13 protein-coding genes are annotated in these 14,532 nt (G+C 71.3%); 5 read left to right on the top strand and 8 right to left on the bottom strand.

Annotated features, from left to right (window positions below):
* Nucleotides 1–97 precede the first annotated feature (97 nt).
* A complete protein-coding gene (locus tag ABZ471_RS28050; RefSeq protein WP_359070088.1) occupies nt 98–2,635 on the bottom strand; it encodes an FHA domain-containing protein in 2,538 nt (845 codons plus the stop codon).
* Between the two features lie 241 nt (nt 2,636–2,876).
* Here ABZ471_RS28050 and ABZ471_RS28045 point away from each other — a divergent pair, with 241 nt between their 5' ends.
* Entirely contained in the window at nt 2,877–4,637 is a 1,761-nt protein-coding gene (locus ABZ471_RS28045; protein ID WP_359070084.1) for a streptophobe family protein, read from the top strand.
* A gap of 220 nt (nt 4,638–4,857) precedes the next feature.
* A complete protein-coding gene (gene serB / locus ABZ471_RS28040) occupies nt 4,858–6,066 on the top strand; it encodes a phosphoserine phosphatase SerB (protein WP_359070083.1) in 1,209 nt (402 codons plus the stop codon).
* Nucleotides 6,067–6,147: 81 nt separating this feature from the next.
* On the opposite strand, the gene ABZ471_RS28035 is transcribed toward serB, so the two are convergent.
* From ABZ471_RS28035 to ABZ471_RS28020, 4 genes are all read right to left on the bottom strand, one after another.
* Nucleotides 6,148–6,666: a histidine phosphatase family protein gene (locus ABZ471_RS28035; protein ID WP_359070082.1), complete on the bottom strand. Its 519-nt coding sequence runs from the start codon at nt 6,664–6,666 to the stop codon at nt 6,148–6,150.
* A 77-nt stretch (nt 6,667–6,743) separates the two neighbouring features.
* Nucleotides 6,744–6,950 carry a hypothetical protein gene (locus ABZ471_RS28030; protein ID WP_359070080.1) on the bottom strand — a complete coding sequence of 69 codons (207 nt, stop codon included), beginning with the start codon at nt 6,948–6,950 and terminating at the stop codon, nt 6,744–6,746.
* Nucleotides 6,951–7,115: 165 nt separating this feature from the next.
* Nucleotides 7,116–7,235, bottom strand: a complete 120-nt coding sequence (locus tag ABZ471_RS28025) for an SGM_5486 family transporter-associated protein (protein ID WP_359070079.1) — start codon at nt 7,233–7,235, stop codon at nt 7,116–7,118.
* 49 nt (nt 7,236–7,284) lie between these two features.
* On the bottom strand, nt 7,285–8,595 hold the full coding sequence (locus ABZ471_RS28020) for a CynX/NimT family MFS transporter (protein ID WP_359070078.1): 1,311 nt from the start codon (nt 8,593–8,595) through the stop codon (nt 7,285–7,287).
* 70 nt (nt 8,596–8,665) lie between these two features.
* Between ABZ471_RS28020 and ABZ471_RS28015 the strand changes: the two genes are divergently transcribed.
* A complete protein-coding gene (locus ABZ471_RS28015) occupies nt 8,666–9,358 on the top strand; it encodes a FadR/GntR family transcriptional regulator (RefSeq protein WP_359070077.1) in 693 nt (230 codons plus the stop codon).
* Here ABZ471_RS28015 and ABZ471_RS28010 read toward each other — a convergent pair.
* The 3 genes from ABZ471_RS28010 to fabG form a co-directional block, all read right to left on the bottom strand.
* Entirely contained in the window at nt 9,336–9,686 is a 351-nt protein-coding gene (locus tag ABZ471_RS28010; RefSeq protein ID WP_359070076.1) for a hypothetical protein, read from the bottom strand. The two genes, ABZ471_RS28015 and ABZ471_RS28010, sit on opposite strands and share 23 nt — an antisense overlap.
* Before the next feature lie 160 nt (nt 9,687–9,846).
* Nucleotides 9,847–10,614 (bottom strand): enoyl-ACP reductase FabI, encoded by a 768-nt coding sequence (fabI, locus tag ABZ471_RS28005; protein ID WP_359070075.1) that lies wholly within the window; start codon nt 10,612–10,614, stop codon nt 9,847–9,849.
* Nucleotides 10,615–10,619: 5 nt separating this feature from the next.
* On the bottom strand, nt 10,620–11,324 hold the full coding sequence (gene fabG / locus ABZ471_RS28000) for a 3-oxoacyl-[acyl-carrier-protein] reductase (protein WP_359070074.1): 705 nt from the start codon (nt 11,322–11,324) through the stop codon (nt 10,620–10,622).
* Between the two features lie 248 nt (nt 11,325–11,572).
* On the opposite strand from fabG, the gene ABZ471_RS27995 reads away from it, so the two are divergent.
* The gene (locus ABZ471_RS27995; RefSeq protein ID WP_359070072.1) at nt 11,573–13,096 is read left to right on the top strand and encodes a TldD/PmbA family protein; all 1,524 of its coding nucleotides are present in this window, start codon (nt 11,573–11,575) and stop codon (nt 13,094–13,096) included.
* Complete coding sequence (locus ABZ471_RS27990; protein WP_359070070.1) at nt 13,093–14,496, top strand: TldD/PmbA family protein; 1,404 nt, start codon at nt 13,093–13,095, stop codon at nt 14,494–14,496. Before ABZ471_RS27995 ends, ABZ471_RS27990 begins: the two co-directional genes overlap by 4 nt.
* The last annotated feature ends 36 nt before the right edge of the window (nt 14,497–14,532 follow it).

Raw genomic sequence — 14,532 nt, 5'->3', positions numbered from 1 at the left:
GTTCGGTGATGTCGGCTAGCCACAGCCGGTTCGGGCCAGTTGCCGTGAAGTTGCGGCACCCCCGAGGGGTGCCGCCCTTCGCGTCGTCCGGGTGCGGTTACTTCCGCATGACCTCCGGCTCGTGCCGGCGCAGGAAGCGGGCGACGAAGAAGCCGCAGATCACGCCGAGGGCGATCAGCGCGACCATGTTCAGGCACCAGACCGAGGCCGCGTGGTCCCACAGCGGGTCCGTGCTGCCCGGGTCGTCGGTGTTCGGCGCGATGTTGTTGAAGTCCAGCGTGGCGCCCGCGGCGGCCACCGCCCAGCGCGACGGCATCAGGTACGAGAACTCGTTGACCCCGAGGGTGCCGTGCAGGGTGAAGAGGCAGCCGGTGAAGACGACCTGGATGATCGCGAACATCACCAGCAGCGGCATGGTCTTCTCTGCGGTCTTCACCAGCGAGGAGATCACCAGACCGAACATCATCGAGGTGAAGCCGAGCGCCATGATCGGCACGCACAGCTCGAACAGCGTCGAGCCGCCGAAGACGAGCCCCTGGTCGGGGATCTCACGGCTGGAGAAGCCGATCAGGCCGACCATCAGGCCCTGGAGCACGGTGACCGCGCCCAGGACGACCACCTTCGACATCAGGTAGGCCGACCGGGACAGACCGGTCGCGCGCTCCCGCTCGTAGATGACCCGTTCCTTGATCAGCTCACGGACGGAGTTCGCCGCACCGGCGAAGCACGCGCCGACCGCGAGGATCAGCAGCACGGTCGTGGCCGTACCGTTCGGGACGTGCTGGCCGGTGCGCGGGTTGACCGCCTCGTTGACCAGCAGGCCCTTGTTGTGGTCGATCAGCAGGCTGACCGCGCCGAGCACCGCCGGCAGGATCACCGTCAGCGCCAGGAATCCCTTGTCGGAGGCGATGACCGCCACGTACCGCCGGATCAGGGTCATCAGCTGTGAGCCCCAGCCCTGCGGCTTGGGCGGCCTGATGGCCTGCGGCGGAGGCATGTGTACGGACTGCGGGGCGACGGCGTCGATGTCCGCGGCGTACATCTGGTAGTGCTGCGAACCCTTCCAGCGGCCCGCCCAGTCGTAGTCGCGGTAGTTCTCGAAGGCGGAGAAGACGTCGGCCCAGGTGTCGTAGCCGAAGAAGTTCAGCGCCTCCTCCGGCGGGCCGAAGTAGGCCACCGAACCGCCCGGCGCCATCACCAGGAGCTTGTCGCAGATCGCCAGCTCGGCCACCGAGTGGGTGACCACGAGGACCGTGCGGCCGTCGTCGGCGAGGCCGCGCAGCAGCTGCATGACGTCACGGTCCATGCCCGGGTCGAGGCCGGAGGTCGGCTCGTCCAGGAAGATCAGCGACGGCTTGGTGAGCAGTTCCAGTGCCACCGAGACGCGCTTGCGCTGACCACCGGACAGGGAGGTGACCTTCTTGTCCTTGTGGATGTCGAGCTTCAGCTCGCGCAGCACCTCGTCGATGCGGGCGTCACGCTCGGCGGCCGTGGTGTCGGCCGGGAAGCGCAGCTTGGCCGCGTACTTCAGGGCCTTCTTGACGGTCAGCTCCTTGTGCAGGATGTCGTCCTGCGGGACCAGACCGATGCGCTGGCGCAGCTCGGCGAACTGCTTGTACAGGTTCCGGTTGTCGTACAGCACCTCACCCTGGTTGGCGGGCCGGTAGCCGGTGAGCGCCTTCAGCAGGGTCGACTTGCCGGAGCCGGACGGGCCGATGACCGCGATCAGGGACTTCTCCGGGACGCCGAAGGAGACGTCCTTCAGGATCTGTTTGCCGCCGTCGACCGTGACCGTCAGGTGGCGCGCGGAGAAGGAGACCTCACCGGTGTCGACGAACTCCTCGAGGCGGTCGCCGACGATGCGGAAGGTGGAGTGGCCGACGCCGACGATGTCGTTCGGGCCGAGCTGCACCGAGCCGCCCTTGGCGATCGGCTGGCCGTTGACGTAGGTGCCGTTGTGCGAGCCCAGGTCGCGGATCTCGAAGCGGCCGCCGGGCACCGAGTGGAACTCGGCGTGGTGCCGGGAGACCTGCAGGTCGGAGACGACCAGCTCGTTCTCCAGGGCACGGCCGATGCGCATCACGTTGCCGATGGCGAACTGGTGGAACGTGGTGGGGCTGCGGTCGCCGTAGACCGGCGGCGCCCCCGCGCCACCACCGGGCGTTTTCTGCACGTAGCCCTCCGGACCGCCCTGCTGCTGCGGGAACGGTGCGGGCTGCTGCGGCTGCTGCCAGTCGGCCTGCGGTGCGGGCTGCTGCGGCGCCTGCTGCGCCCAGCCCGGCCCCGCGCCCTGGGCGGCGTACGGTGCTGCCGCCTGCGCCTGCTGCTGAGGCTGAGCGACGGCGGCACCCGAGAGGTTCACGCGCGGTCCGTCGGTCCCGTTGCCGAGGTGCACCGCCGAGCCGGGGCCGAGCTCCATCTGGTGGATCCGCTGGCCCTGCACGAAGGTGCCGTTGGTGCTTCCGTGGTCCTCGATGACCCAACTGCGGCCGTTGAAGCTGACCGTGGCGTGACGCCAGGAGACCCTGGCGTCGTCGAAGACGATGTCACCCTGCGGATCGCGTCCGAGGGTGTAGGGCCTGGACGGGTCTAGCGTCCAGGTCTGTCCGTTTGATTCCAGTACGAGTTCCGGCACTCCATGCCCCACTGAGTTGTCCCCCGAGTTACCCCCATCACAGGGAGTCTAGGGATGTCGAACATCGTGGGGAACTATTTCAGGCTGGGCCCCTTGTCCGAAAGTCGGGCCTTGTGAAGGGCGCCCGTGCACGCTTCAACTCGCCCCGTTGACGGGGTTGAAACCGGGCCGGAGAGTGGTAATCCCCCGCGAGGGGGACAAGCGCGGCTGCGGTGCCGCGCCGCGGATCGGGGGGTCTGCCATGAGTGCTGCCACGGGCGTCGAGACCGCACGGCACGGCACCTCGCTGCCGTGGACGGACATCCTGCTGTCCGCGATCGCCGCGGTCAGCTGGGCGTTGATAGGGATGGCGGGCACCGCCGCGCTCGGTCTGCATCTGCTGCAGGCGGACACGGCGGGCTCACTGGGCCCCATGACGGCGGCCGTTGTGGCGCTCGGGGCGGGTGGTTCGGTCTCACCGTCGGGCGATGTGTCCGCTTTCGGACTGAAAGGCGCCGAGGCGCACACGGCCGTCGAGATCACGCCATTGGGGGTGAGCCTGGTCGGTGCTCTGCTGCTGTCGTGGTTCTTCCTACGGTCCCTGCGCGCGGCCGGAGTTGTGATCGCGCCGTCCGAACTCCTCGCGCGCGCCGGCGCGGTGGTCGCCCTCTTCGTGGCGACGCTCGGCGGGCTGGCCTGGGCCGGGCACGACGTCATCACGATCGACGGCGGCTCGCTCGGCCTGGACGACCTGCCCGGCGGGGGCGGCAAGGGGGGTGGCCTCAGCATCCCCGGCCTGGGGGACGTCGGCGGGCTGCTGCCGGACCGGATCGGTGATCTGATCGACGCGAAGGCCTCCGTCGGGTTCACCGTGGACACCGCGCCCACCCTCCTCGGCGGCCTCGGCTGGTCCGCCGGAATCCTGCTGATCGCCCTGCTCGCCTCCCGCCGCGCCCCCCTTCCGCCCGGCTGGGACGCCGTGCACCGGGTGGTGCGGCCGGCCGTCTCGGCGCTCGTCACCGTGCTGCTGGTGGCCGTGGCCGCCGGGCTCGCGGCGGCGGCGTACGCAGCCATCGGCGACGACCACCCGGGGCGGATCGCGGGCGCGGCCCTCCTGGGCGCACCGAACGGGGTGTGGCTCGGCATCCCGATCGGACTGTTCGTCCCCTGGGACGGCAAGGCCACCGGCGCCCTGGGCACGGTGCTGCCCCACCCCCTCGACCAGCTCCTGAGCGCGCGGTCCGACCAGCCCGTCACGCTGGGCCGGCTGGCCGAGCTGGACGGGCGGGTGTGGCTGCTCGTGGTCGCGGCGGCGCTGATGATGCTGCTGGCCGGAGTGCTGACGGCGGTACGGACGCCGGTGCCCGGCACGGGTGGCGCGGCGGGGTTCGCCGGCCGCTGCGCCCTGCGGCTGGGGATCGTGACCGCGCTCGCCCTGCCCTTCCTCGCCTGGCTGGCGGACGTCTCGGTGGACGCCTCCCTGTCCGTACTGGGCTTCGACGCCTTCGGCGCGGGCATCCAGCTGCACGGCCATCTGGGAATGGCCCTGCTCCTGGGTGCCGTGTGGGGAGCGGGAGCCGGGGCGGCGGGAGCGCTGCTCGCCCGGACGGTGGGAGCGGCGGGGGCACGGGCGGTGGGGGCGGCCCGGGGTGAGGTGCCGGATGGAGTGCGGGGCAGGGACTCGGGGTACGGCGGCGATCCGGGGCGGGCTGCGTACGGTGGCGAGGCCGGGCCGTACGTGCCGAGCAGGCCGTATCGGCCGCCGAACCCCGGCACGAACCCGTATCTCCAGGTGCCGGAGGAGCTGCGGGCGGAGCCCGAGGACGCGCGGCCGCAGCCGGCCGGGGGCGATGTGTACGGCGCCCCCACCCTCGCGCGGCCCGTCGGCCCGCCTCCCCCTTCACCCCGGCGCCGTCCCGGCTCGCGCCCGCGTGACCGTGCGCCGGACACGCCCGACACGCCGGACGAGGGGCCGCCGCCTCCGCCCGTGGCACCGCCGCCGCCCGGCCGGCCCAGGAGGTGAGCCCGCAGCGTCCGTGCGGAGCGGACGCCCTGGTGGTGCCCGTGGCGAGCGCGGGCATGGCACAGTCGTGGTAGAGCCGCAGTCGTACGCCGGTGGCGCACCGTGCGGGCCGTCGTCCGGGGGCAAGATCCTCGACATCGGACGGACACCCATTGTTCCGTGTCCGTCAGGCGGACCTCACGGGCGGAAGGCACTGGGTGCCGGATACGGTGGTGACACCATGAGCGCTTCGCAGACCTCCGAGGTCCCCACTCTCCTCGTCAAGATTTTCGGCAAGGACAGGCCGGGCATCACGGCCGGCCTCTTCGACACCCTTGCCGCCTACCTCGTCGACGTGGTCGACATCGAGCAGGTCGTCACCCGGGGTCGCCTGGTGCTGTGCGCTCTGGTCACCCAGCCGCCGGCCGGCCTGGAGGGTGACCTGCGGGCGACCGTGCACAGCTGGGCCGAGTCGATGAAGATGCAGGCGGAGATCATCTCGGGGCACGGTGACAACCGTCCGCGCGGGCTCGGACGCTCGCTGGTGACCGTCCTCGGCCACCCCCTCACCGCCGAGTCGACGGCCGCCGTCGCCGCCCGGATCGCGAAGGCCGGCGGCAACATCGACCGCATCTTCCGCCTCGCCAAGTATCCGGTGACCGCAGTGGAGTTCGCCGTCTCCGGGGTGGAGACGGAGCCGCTGCGCACGTCCCTGGCGTCCGACGCGGCGGCACTGGGTGTCGACATCGCCGTCGTCGCGGCGGGCCTGCACCGGCGCGCCCAGCGGCTGGTGGTCATGGACGTGGACTCCACCCTGATCCAGGACGAGGTCATCGAGCTGTTCGCCGCGCACGCCGGCTGCGAGGACCAGGTCGCCGAGGTGACGGCGGCGGCGATGCGCGGTGAGCTGGACTTCGAGCAGTCGCTGCACGCGCGCGTGGCACTGCTGAAGGGGCTGGACGCCTCCGTGGTGGAGAAGGTGCGCAGCGAGGTACGGCTGACGCCGGGCGCGCGCACGCTCATCCGCACCCTGAAGCGGCTCGGCTTCCAAGTCGGCGTCGTCTCGGGCGGGTTCACCCAGGTCACGGACGATCTGAAGGAGCGGCTGGGGCTGGACTTCGCGCAGGCCAACACGCTGGAGATCGTGGGCGGGAAGCTGACCGGGCGAGTCACCGGCGAGATCGTGGACCGGGCGGGCAAGGCGCGGCTGCTGCGCCGGTTCGCCGCGGAGGCCGGGGTTCCGCTGTCGCAGACGGTGGCGATCGGTGACGGCGCCAACGACCTGGACATGCTGAACGCGGCCGGTCTGGGCGTCGCCTTCAACGCCAAGCCGGTGGTCCGCGAGGCCGCGCACACGGCGGTGAACTTCCCCTTCCTGGACACGGTCCTCTATCTGCTGGGCGTCACCCGCGAAGAGGTCGAGGCCGCCGACACCCACGACGAGGGCTGAGCCGCCCCGGACGGCTCGTGCACCGGATGCGGGGAGGGCCCGGCGCCACCGTGGTGCCGGGCCCTCCTGCCGTGGGTGTCGTCACTCGGAGGGTGCCCAGTAGTCCGCCAGCGTGGCCACGCCCGGCTCCAGGCTCTTCCAGGCGCCGTCGAAGGTCAGCACCGCGAATGCCGCCGTGGGGAAGCCGCGGCGGTTCATCCGCGTGAGGGCGTCGCCCTCGGACTCGCCGGCCAGGATGTCGGCCAGACCGTGCACGCCCGGGTTGTGGCCGATCAGGATCAGGGTCTGCACGTCGTCCGGGGTCTCGTTGAGCACGGCGATCAGCTCGCCCGGCGAGGCCTCGTAGACCCGCTCCTCATAGTGGGTCTTCGGCCGGTGGGCGAGTTCGTGGACGGCGAGCTTCCAGGTCTCGCGGGTCCGGACCGACGTGGAGCACAGGGCCAGGCCGAAGGTGATGCCGGTGTCGGCCAGCTTACGCCCGGCGACTGCGGCGTCCGAGCGGCCGCGCTCGGCGAGCGGGCGTTCATGGTCGGACACCTGGGGCCAGTCGGCTTTCGCATGCCGGAAGAGGACGATCTTGCGGGGTTCTGCGACGCTCATGGGCTCAGCTTCGCATGAAACAGACCATGCGGCGCAGGGAGTTGACATGCGGATTCTCCGCGTGCGGGGGCACCGCGTCAGCGCGCGAGGAGCTGCTGCACGCGCTCGAAGAGCTGCGTGATCGCCGGGTCGCCGCTTGCCGCGTGGGCGTCCGACGGGTTCAGTATCAGGGCGAGCAGCGCGATGAACGCGAGAGCGGGCAGGGCGAGCGCCCACCAGGGCAGCCGGATGTCGACGCTGCCCGTGTTCGCCGGGTGGAGCCGCGTGTGCGTGCGGGCCGGCATGGTCGCCTCCGTAGGTCTTCGAGTACTCCTGGCCGCCTGGTGCGGTCACATCTCGAAGCTACGGATTCCGGCGCCGCCAACCCATCCGGAGACCCACCCACTTGACCCTGACCCTGGCCCCCTAGGGGATGGGGGGCTAGCCCCACCATCGGGGCGCAAACCGGGTCAGGGCGAGGCGATCGTCGCGATGACGGCGATGATCACGAAGATGGCGAAGAACGAGCCGAAGACGAGCAGCATCTTCTTCTGGCCGTTCTTCGGGTTCGGGTCGAGCACAGGCTGCATGCGGCCCAGTCTCGCACCCTGCGCCCGGGCCCGGTCCGCCGGGGGCGGGCTACCGGCTCGCCTCGTCCTCCACCGTGCGGTCCCGGCCGGCCAGGAATCCCACCGCCATCTGGGGCAGCATCAGGCCCGCCATGAGGGCGATCGGCAGTCCCCAGCCACCGCTCTGCTGGTACAGCACGCCGACCAGCAGCGGGCCGGGGATGGAGATCAGATAGCCGGTGCTCTGGGCGAACGCGGACAGCTGGGCCACGCCCTGTCCGGTCCTGGCCCGCATGCCGACCATGGTCAGCGCCAGCGGGAAGGCGCAGTTGGAGACGCCGAGCAGCAGGGCCCAGGCCCAGGCGCCGGCAGCAGGGGCGAGGTACAGGCCGGCGTATCCGGCGAGGCCGCACGCGCCCAGGACGAACACGATCGGTCCCTGGTGGGGCAGCCGGATGGCGACCCTCGGGATGACGAAGGCCAGCGGCACGCCCATCACCATCGTGACGGCGAGGAGCAGGCCCGCCGTGCCCGCGGGGACGCCGGAGTCGCGGAAGATCTGGGCCATCCAGCCCATCGTGATGTACGCGGCGGTGGCCTGGAGTCCGAAGAAGACGGCGAGTGCCCAGGCGGTGCGGCTGCGGGTGATGCGCAGCGGGGCCTGCCGGTCCTCCACGGCGCGCACCGGCTCCTGCGCGCGGGCCGTGCCCCGGTCCCGTACCAGCGGCAGCCAGGGCAGGACGGCGGCGGCCGCGAGCCCTGCCCACACGGCGAGGCCGGACTGCCAGCCGCCGCCCAGGGCGTCGGTCACGGGCACGGTCACCGCGGCGGCCAGCGAGGTGCCCAGGGCGAGGGCCATGGAGTACAGGCCGGTCATGGATCCGACCCGGTCGGGGAACCAGCGCTTGACGATGACCGGCATCAGCACGTTGCTGACGGCGATGCCCATGAGGGCGAGTGCGCTGGCGGCCAGGAAGCCGGCCGTGCTTCCGGCGTACGGCCGTATCAGCAGGCCCGCGGCGATGGCGGCCATGCCGGCGCACACCACGGCGGCCGGTCCGAACCGGCGGGCCAGGCGGGGTGCGGTGACACCGAAGACGGCGAAGCAGAGCGGGGGCACGGAGGTGAGCAGCCCGGTCACGCCGCCGCTCATGCCGAGGCCGTCGCGGACCTCCTCCAGGAGCGCGCCGAGGCTCGTGATGGCGGGGCGGAGGTTCACCGCGGACAGCACGATGCCGACGACGACCAGCCGGGTCGCCCACGCGCGCGTGGCGGGCGTCCGGCGTGTGTCCGCCGGGGTGGTCGTACCGCGTCCGGTCGAAGTCGTCGCCGTACGGGGTTCCGCGGTCCGGGTTTCCTCACTAGCCATGAGACCCATCATAGAATCATGGGATGATTGGTTGTCCATCCCCGGGCCGGTTCCGCTCGGGTCTCCCGTGCGAAGGTGTGCCATGCCCCTGAGCCACCCGCGCCGTTCGGCGCTGTCCGAGCAGGTCATCGCCGAACTGCGCAATCAGATCGCCTCCGGCGAGTGGCCGGTCGGCTCCCGCATCCCGACCGAGCCGGAGCTGGTCGAGCAGCTCGGGGTCGCGCGCAACACCGTCCGCGAGGCCGTCCGCGCGCTCGCGCACAACGGCCTGCTGGACATCCGCCAGGGCTCGGGCACCTACGTCGTGGCGACGAGCGAGCTGGCCGGCGTGATGCACCGCCGGTTCGCGGACGCCGACCCCCGGCACATCGCCGAGCTGCGTTCCACTCTAGAGTCGGCGGCGGCCAAACTGGCCGCCGAGCGGCGCACCGAGAAGGATCTCAGGCAGCTGGACGCGCTGCTGGCGCGGCGCGAGGCGGCCTGGGCGGCCGGCGAGGCCGAGGCGTTCGTGACCGCCGACGCGACCTTCCACCTGGCCGTGGTGGCCGCCTCCCACAACGACGTCATGACGGCGATGTACGCCGACCTGGGCGAGGTGCTGCGGGACTGGCTGCGCGCGGACGTCGGCGCCGAGCTGACGCCCGAGTCGTACATGGACCACACCCGGCTGCTGGACGCGATCCGGGCGGGCGACGCGGAGACGGCCGCCACGGAGGGCGCGAGCTATCCGTTCCTGTGCCGTCCGGACCGGTTCAACGCGCCTTCTGGTGGCTGATCCACACCGAGCCGACGTCGTTCCAGCACCGGCCGGTCAGCCGGACGGTCATGGCGGGCGAGGTGTCCACCGGGGCGCTGTCGGTGTCGATGTCCCACCAGCGGGCGCACTCGATGTGCAGGCGCACCCGGTCGGTGTCGACGTAGGGGTTGTGGCAGTACGCCACCACGTGGGAGCCGCGCACGGTCGTACGGCAGGCGGCGCCGAAGAGGCTCGGGGCGGGCGGCTTGCCGTCGCCCACGCGCGCGTGGGGCATCGCGTCGTACGGCAGGGAGAGGACGAGGGCTACGGCCACGGTCACCGAGGCCAGGCTGTGGGACAGGCGCACAAGGGGACCTCCTCGGCCGGGCTGCGGAGGGATGCGCGGGGTGAACCCGTAGTCCAGAATGCGCCGCCCGTACCCGGCCCTGCCCGGCCGGGTACGCCGAACGAGTGACGCCCCGCTCCCGCGGACTCGCGGGGAACGGGGCGCCGACGTCAGGCGAGGGTCACGCGCCGATGGCGTGCAGACCGCCGTCCACGTGGATGATCTCGCCGGTGGTCTTCGGGAACCAGTCGCTCAGCAGGGCGACGACACCCTTGCCGGCCGGCTCCGGGTCCTTGAGGTCCCACTCCAGCGGGGAGCGGCTGTCCCACACGGAGGCCAGCTCGCCGAAGCCCGGGATGGACTTGGCGGCCATGGAGCCGATCGGGCCCGCGGAGACGAGGTTGCAGCGGATGTTCTGCTTGCCCAGGTCGCGGGCCATGTAGCGGCTGGTGGCCTCCAGGGCGGCCTTGGCGGGGCCCATCCAGTCGTACTGCGGCCAGGCGAACGAGGCGTCGAAGGTGAGACCGACGACCGAGCCGCCGTTCTGCATCAGCGGCAGGCAGGCCATGGTCAGCGACTTCAGGGAGAACGCCGAGACGTGCATGGCGGTGGAGACGGACTCGAACGGCGTGTTGAGGAAGTTGCCGCCGAGCGCGTCCTGCGGGGCGAAGCCGATGGAGTGGACGATGCCGTCGAGGCCGCCCAGCTCCTCGCCGACCACGTCGGCCAGCCGTGCGAGGTGCTCGTCGTTGGTGACGTCCAGCTCGATGACCTTGGTCGGCTTCGGCAGTTTCTTGGCGATGCGCTCGGTCAGCGTGGGCCGCGGGAAGGCGGTCAGGATGATCTCGGCGCCCTGCTCCTGGGCGAGCTTGGCGACGTGGAAGGCGATGGAGGACTCCATCAGCACACCCGTGATCAGGATGCGCTTGCCCTCGAGGATTCCGCTCATGGTGATCAGTGACCCATTCCCAGTCCGCCGTCAACGGGGATGACGGCTCCAGTGATGTACGAGGCGTCGTCCGAGGCGAGGAACCGCACCGTCGCGGCGATCTCCTCCGGCTGCGCGTAACGGCCGAGCGGCACCTGCGACACGATGCCGGCGCGCTGCTCGTCGCTGAGCACCTTGGTCATGTCGGTGTCGACGAAGCCGGGTGCGACGACGTTGAAGGTGATGTTGCGCGAGCCCAGCTCACGGGCGAGGGAGCGCGCGAAGCCGACCAGGGCGGCCTTGGAGGCGGCGTAGTTCGCCTGGCCCGCCGAGCCGAGCAGCCCCACCACGGAGGAGATCAGGACGACGCGGCCCTTCTTGGCCCGCAGCATGCCGCGGTTGGCGCGCTTGACGACGCGGAAGGTGCCGGTGAGGTTGGTGTCGATGACCGAGGTGAAGTCCTCCTCGGACATGCGCATCAGGAGCTGGTCCTTGGTGACGCCGGCGTTGGCGACGAGGACCTCGACCGGACCGTGCTGGTCCTCGATCTCCTTGTAGGCCTGCTCCACCTGCTCGGCGTCGGTGATGTCGCACTTGACGGCGAGGAAGCCGGCCGGCGGCTCACCCGAGCGGTACGTGATCGCGACCTTGTCGCCGGCGTCGGCGAAAGCGCGGGCGATGGCGAGGCCGATGCCCCGGTTTCCTCCGGTGACGAGAACCGAGCGGCTCAACGGATCACCCTTTCGATAGCGGTCTGATGCGGTCGGACAACCCGCCCGAACACCTGGATGGCAGGCGCCTTCATCGAAAACCTATCGGTAGCGCACCTTCCGCGGGCAAGCGGGCACCGACAGTGGCGCGAGTGAGTCGCTGTCGGGTCCCTACAGAAATGGCCCGTACCGGACCGAAACCTGTGGTCCGCCGGGCCGCTCCCGCGACATGATCGGACCCGACAGGCCACGACAGCAGGGAGACCTCCGTGCCTCATTCCATCGACGAAGCCTTCACGGCGCTTCCGCTCAGGGCCCTGGCCGACGCCGCGCTCGCCCGCGCGCGTGCGCTGGGGGCCGACCACGCGGACTTCCGCTTCGAGCGGGTGCGCAGCGCGTCCTGGCGGCTCAGGGACGCCAAACCCGCGGGATCGTCGGACACCACCGACCTCGGGTACGCGGTCCGGGTCGTGCACGGCGGTACGTGGGGCTTCGCGTCCGGGGTGGACCTGACCCTGGACGCGGCCGCCAAGGTCGCCTCGCAGGCGGTGGCGATGGCGAAGCTCTCGGCGCAGGTGATCAAGGCCGCCGGGTCGGACGAACGGGTCGAACTGGCCGGCGAGCCGGTGCACGCCGAGAAGACGTGGGTCTCGTCGTACGAGATCGATCCGTTCTCGGTGCCCGACGAGGAGAAGGCCGCGCTGCTCGCGGAGTGGAGCAACCGGCTGCTGGTGGCGAACGGCGTGAACCACGTGGACGCCTCGCTGCTCACCGTGCACGAGAACAAGTTCTACGCCGACACCGCGGGCACCGTGACCACCCAGCAGCGGGTGCGGCTGCATCCGGAGCTGACGGCCGTGTCGGTCGACGAGTCGAGCGGCGAGTTCGACTCGATGCGGACCATCGCGCCGCCCGTCGGCCGAGGCTGGGAGTACCTGACCGGGACCGGCTGGGACTGGGACGCCGAGCTGGAGCGGATCCCGGAGCTGCTGGCCGAGAAGATGCGGGCGCCGAGCGTGGAGCCGGGCCTGTACGACCTCGTGGTCGACCCGTCCAACCTGTGGCTGACGATCCACGAGTCCATCGGGCACGCCACCGAACTGGACCGCGCGCTCGGCTACGAGGCCGCGTACGCCGGTACCTCGTTCGCCACCTTCGACCAGCTGGGCAAGCTGCGGTACGGCTCCGAGCTGATGAACGTCACCGGTGACCGCACCGCCGAGCACGGCCTCGCGACCGTCGGCTACGACGACGAGGGCGTCGAGGCGCAGTCCTGGGACCTGGTCAAGGACGGCACGCTCGTCGGCTACCAGCTGGACCGCAGGATCGCGCGGCTGACCGGGTTCGAGCGGTCCAACGGCTGTGCGTTCGCCGACTCCCCCGGGCACGTGCCGGTGCAGCGCATGGCCAACGTGTCGCTGCAGCCGGATCCCGCCGGGCTGTCCACCGAGGACCTGATCGGAGGCGTCGACCGGGGCATCTACGTCGTCGGCGACCGGTCCTGGTCGATCGACATGCAGCGGTACAACTTCCAGTTCACCGGGCAGCGCTTCTTCAGGATCGAGAACGGGCGGATCACCGGGCAGCTGAAGGACGTCGCCTACCAGGCCACGACCACCGACTTCTGGGGCTCGATGGCGGCCGTGGGCGGTCCGCAGACCTATGTCCTGGGCGGCGCCTTCAACTGCGGCAAGGCCCAGCCGGGCCAGGTCGCCGCGGTGTCCCACGGGTGCCCCTCCGCCCTCTTCAAGGGCGTCAACATTCTGAACACCACGCAGGAGGCCGGTCGATGAGCGCGCCCACCAACAAGGCGAACAAGCCGCACGAGATCGTCGAGCAGGCGCTCGCGCTGTCCCGGGCCGACGGCTGTGTCGTCATCGCCGACGAGCAGTCCACGGCCAACCTGCGCTGGGCGGGCAACGCGCTCACCACCAACGGTGTCACCCGCGGCCGTACCCTCACGGTGATCGCGACCGTGGACGGGCAGCAGGGCACCGCCTCCGGGGTCGTCTCGCGGTCCGCCGTGACCGCCGGTGAACTGGAGCCGCTGGTGCGGGCCGCCGAGGCCGCCGCGCGCGGGGCCGGGCCCGCCGAGGACGCCCAGCCGCTGATCACCGGTGTCCCTCAGTCCCCGGACTTCACGGACGCGCCCGCCGAGACCTCGTCCGCCGTCTTCGCGGACTTCGCCCCGGCGCTCGGAGAGGCCTTCGCACGCGCGCACGCGGGAGGCCGCGAGCTGTACGGGTTCGCCAACCACGAGCTGGTGTCGACGTACCTGGGCACGTCCACGGGGCTGCGCCTGCGGCACGACCAGCCCAACGGCACGCTGGAGCTGAACGCCAAGTCGCCGGACCGTACCCGCTCGGCGTGGTCGGGCCGGTCCACCCGTGACTTCAAGGACGTCGACCCGGGCGCCCTGGACGCCGAGCTGGCCGTACGGCTCGGCTGGGCCGAGCGGCGCGTGGAGCTGCCCGCAGGCCGGTACGAGACGCTGCTGCCGCCGACCGCGGTGGCGGACCTGCTGATCTACCAGCTGTGGTCGGCCTCGGGCCGGGACGCGGCCGAGGGCCGGACGGTGTTCTCCACGCCGGGCGGCGGCACCCGCGTCGGCGAGAAGCTGAGCGAGCTGCCGCTGACCCTGCGCAGCGACCCGAACGAGCCGGGCCTGGAGTGCTCGCCGTTCGTGGTCGCCCACTCCTCCGGCGGCGACCAGTCCGTGTTCGACAACGGGCTGCCGGCGCGTCCCACCGAGTGGATCGGCGAGGGCGTGCTCAAGCACCTGACGACCACCCGGCACAGCGCGGGCCTGACCGGGCTGCCGGTCGCCCCGGCACTGGGCAACCTGATCCTGGACGGCGGTCAGGACCGTTCCCTGGAGGAGATGGTCGCGGCTACCGAGCGCGGGCTGCTGCTGACCTGCCTCTGGTACATCCGCGAGGTCGACCCGGCGACCCTGCTGCTCACCGGCCTGACCCGGGACGGCGTCTACCTCGTGGAGAACGGCGAGGTGACCGGGCAGGTGAACAACTTCCGGTTCAACGAGTCGCCGGTGGGCCTGCTCGGCCGGGCCACCGAGGCCGGGCGCACGGAGAAGACGCTGCCGCGTGAGTGGAGCGACTACTTCACCCGGGCCGCGATGCCCGCACTGCGGATCCCCGATTTCAACATGAGCTCTGTCAGTCAGGGCGTATAACCTCGTAGTCGGCTGTCACCCGACTGCCCCAGGATC

This window comes from Streptomyces sp. NPDC005728 (genome assembly GCF_040630895.1).
GTDB lineage: Bacteria > Actinomycetota > Actinomycetes > Streptomycetales > Streptomycetaceae > Streptomyces.
This window is presented reverse-complemented; position numbering and strand designations above follow the sequence as displayed.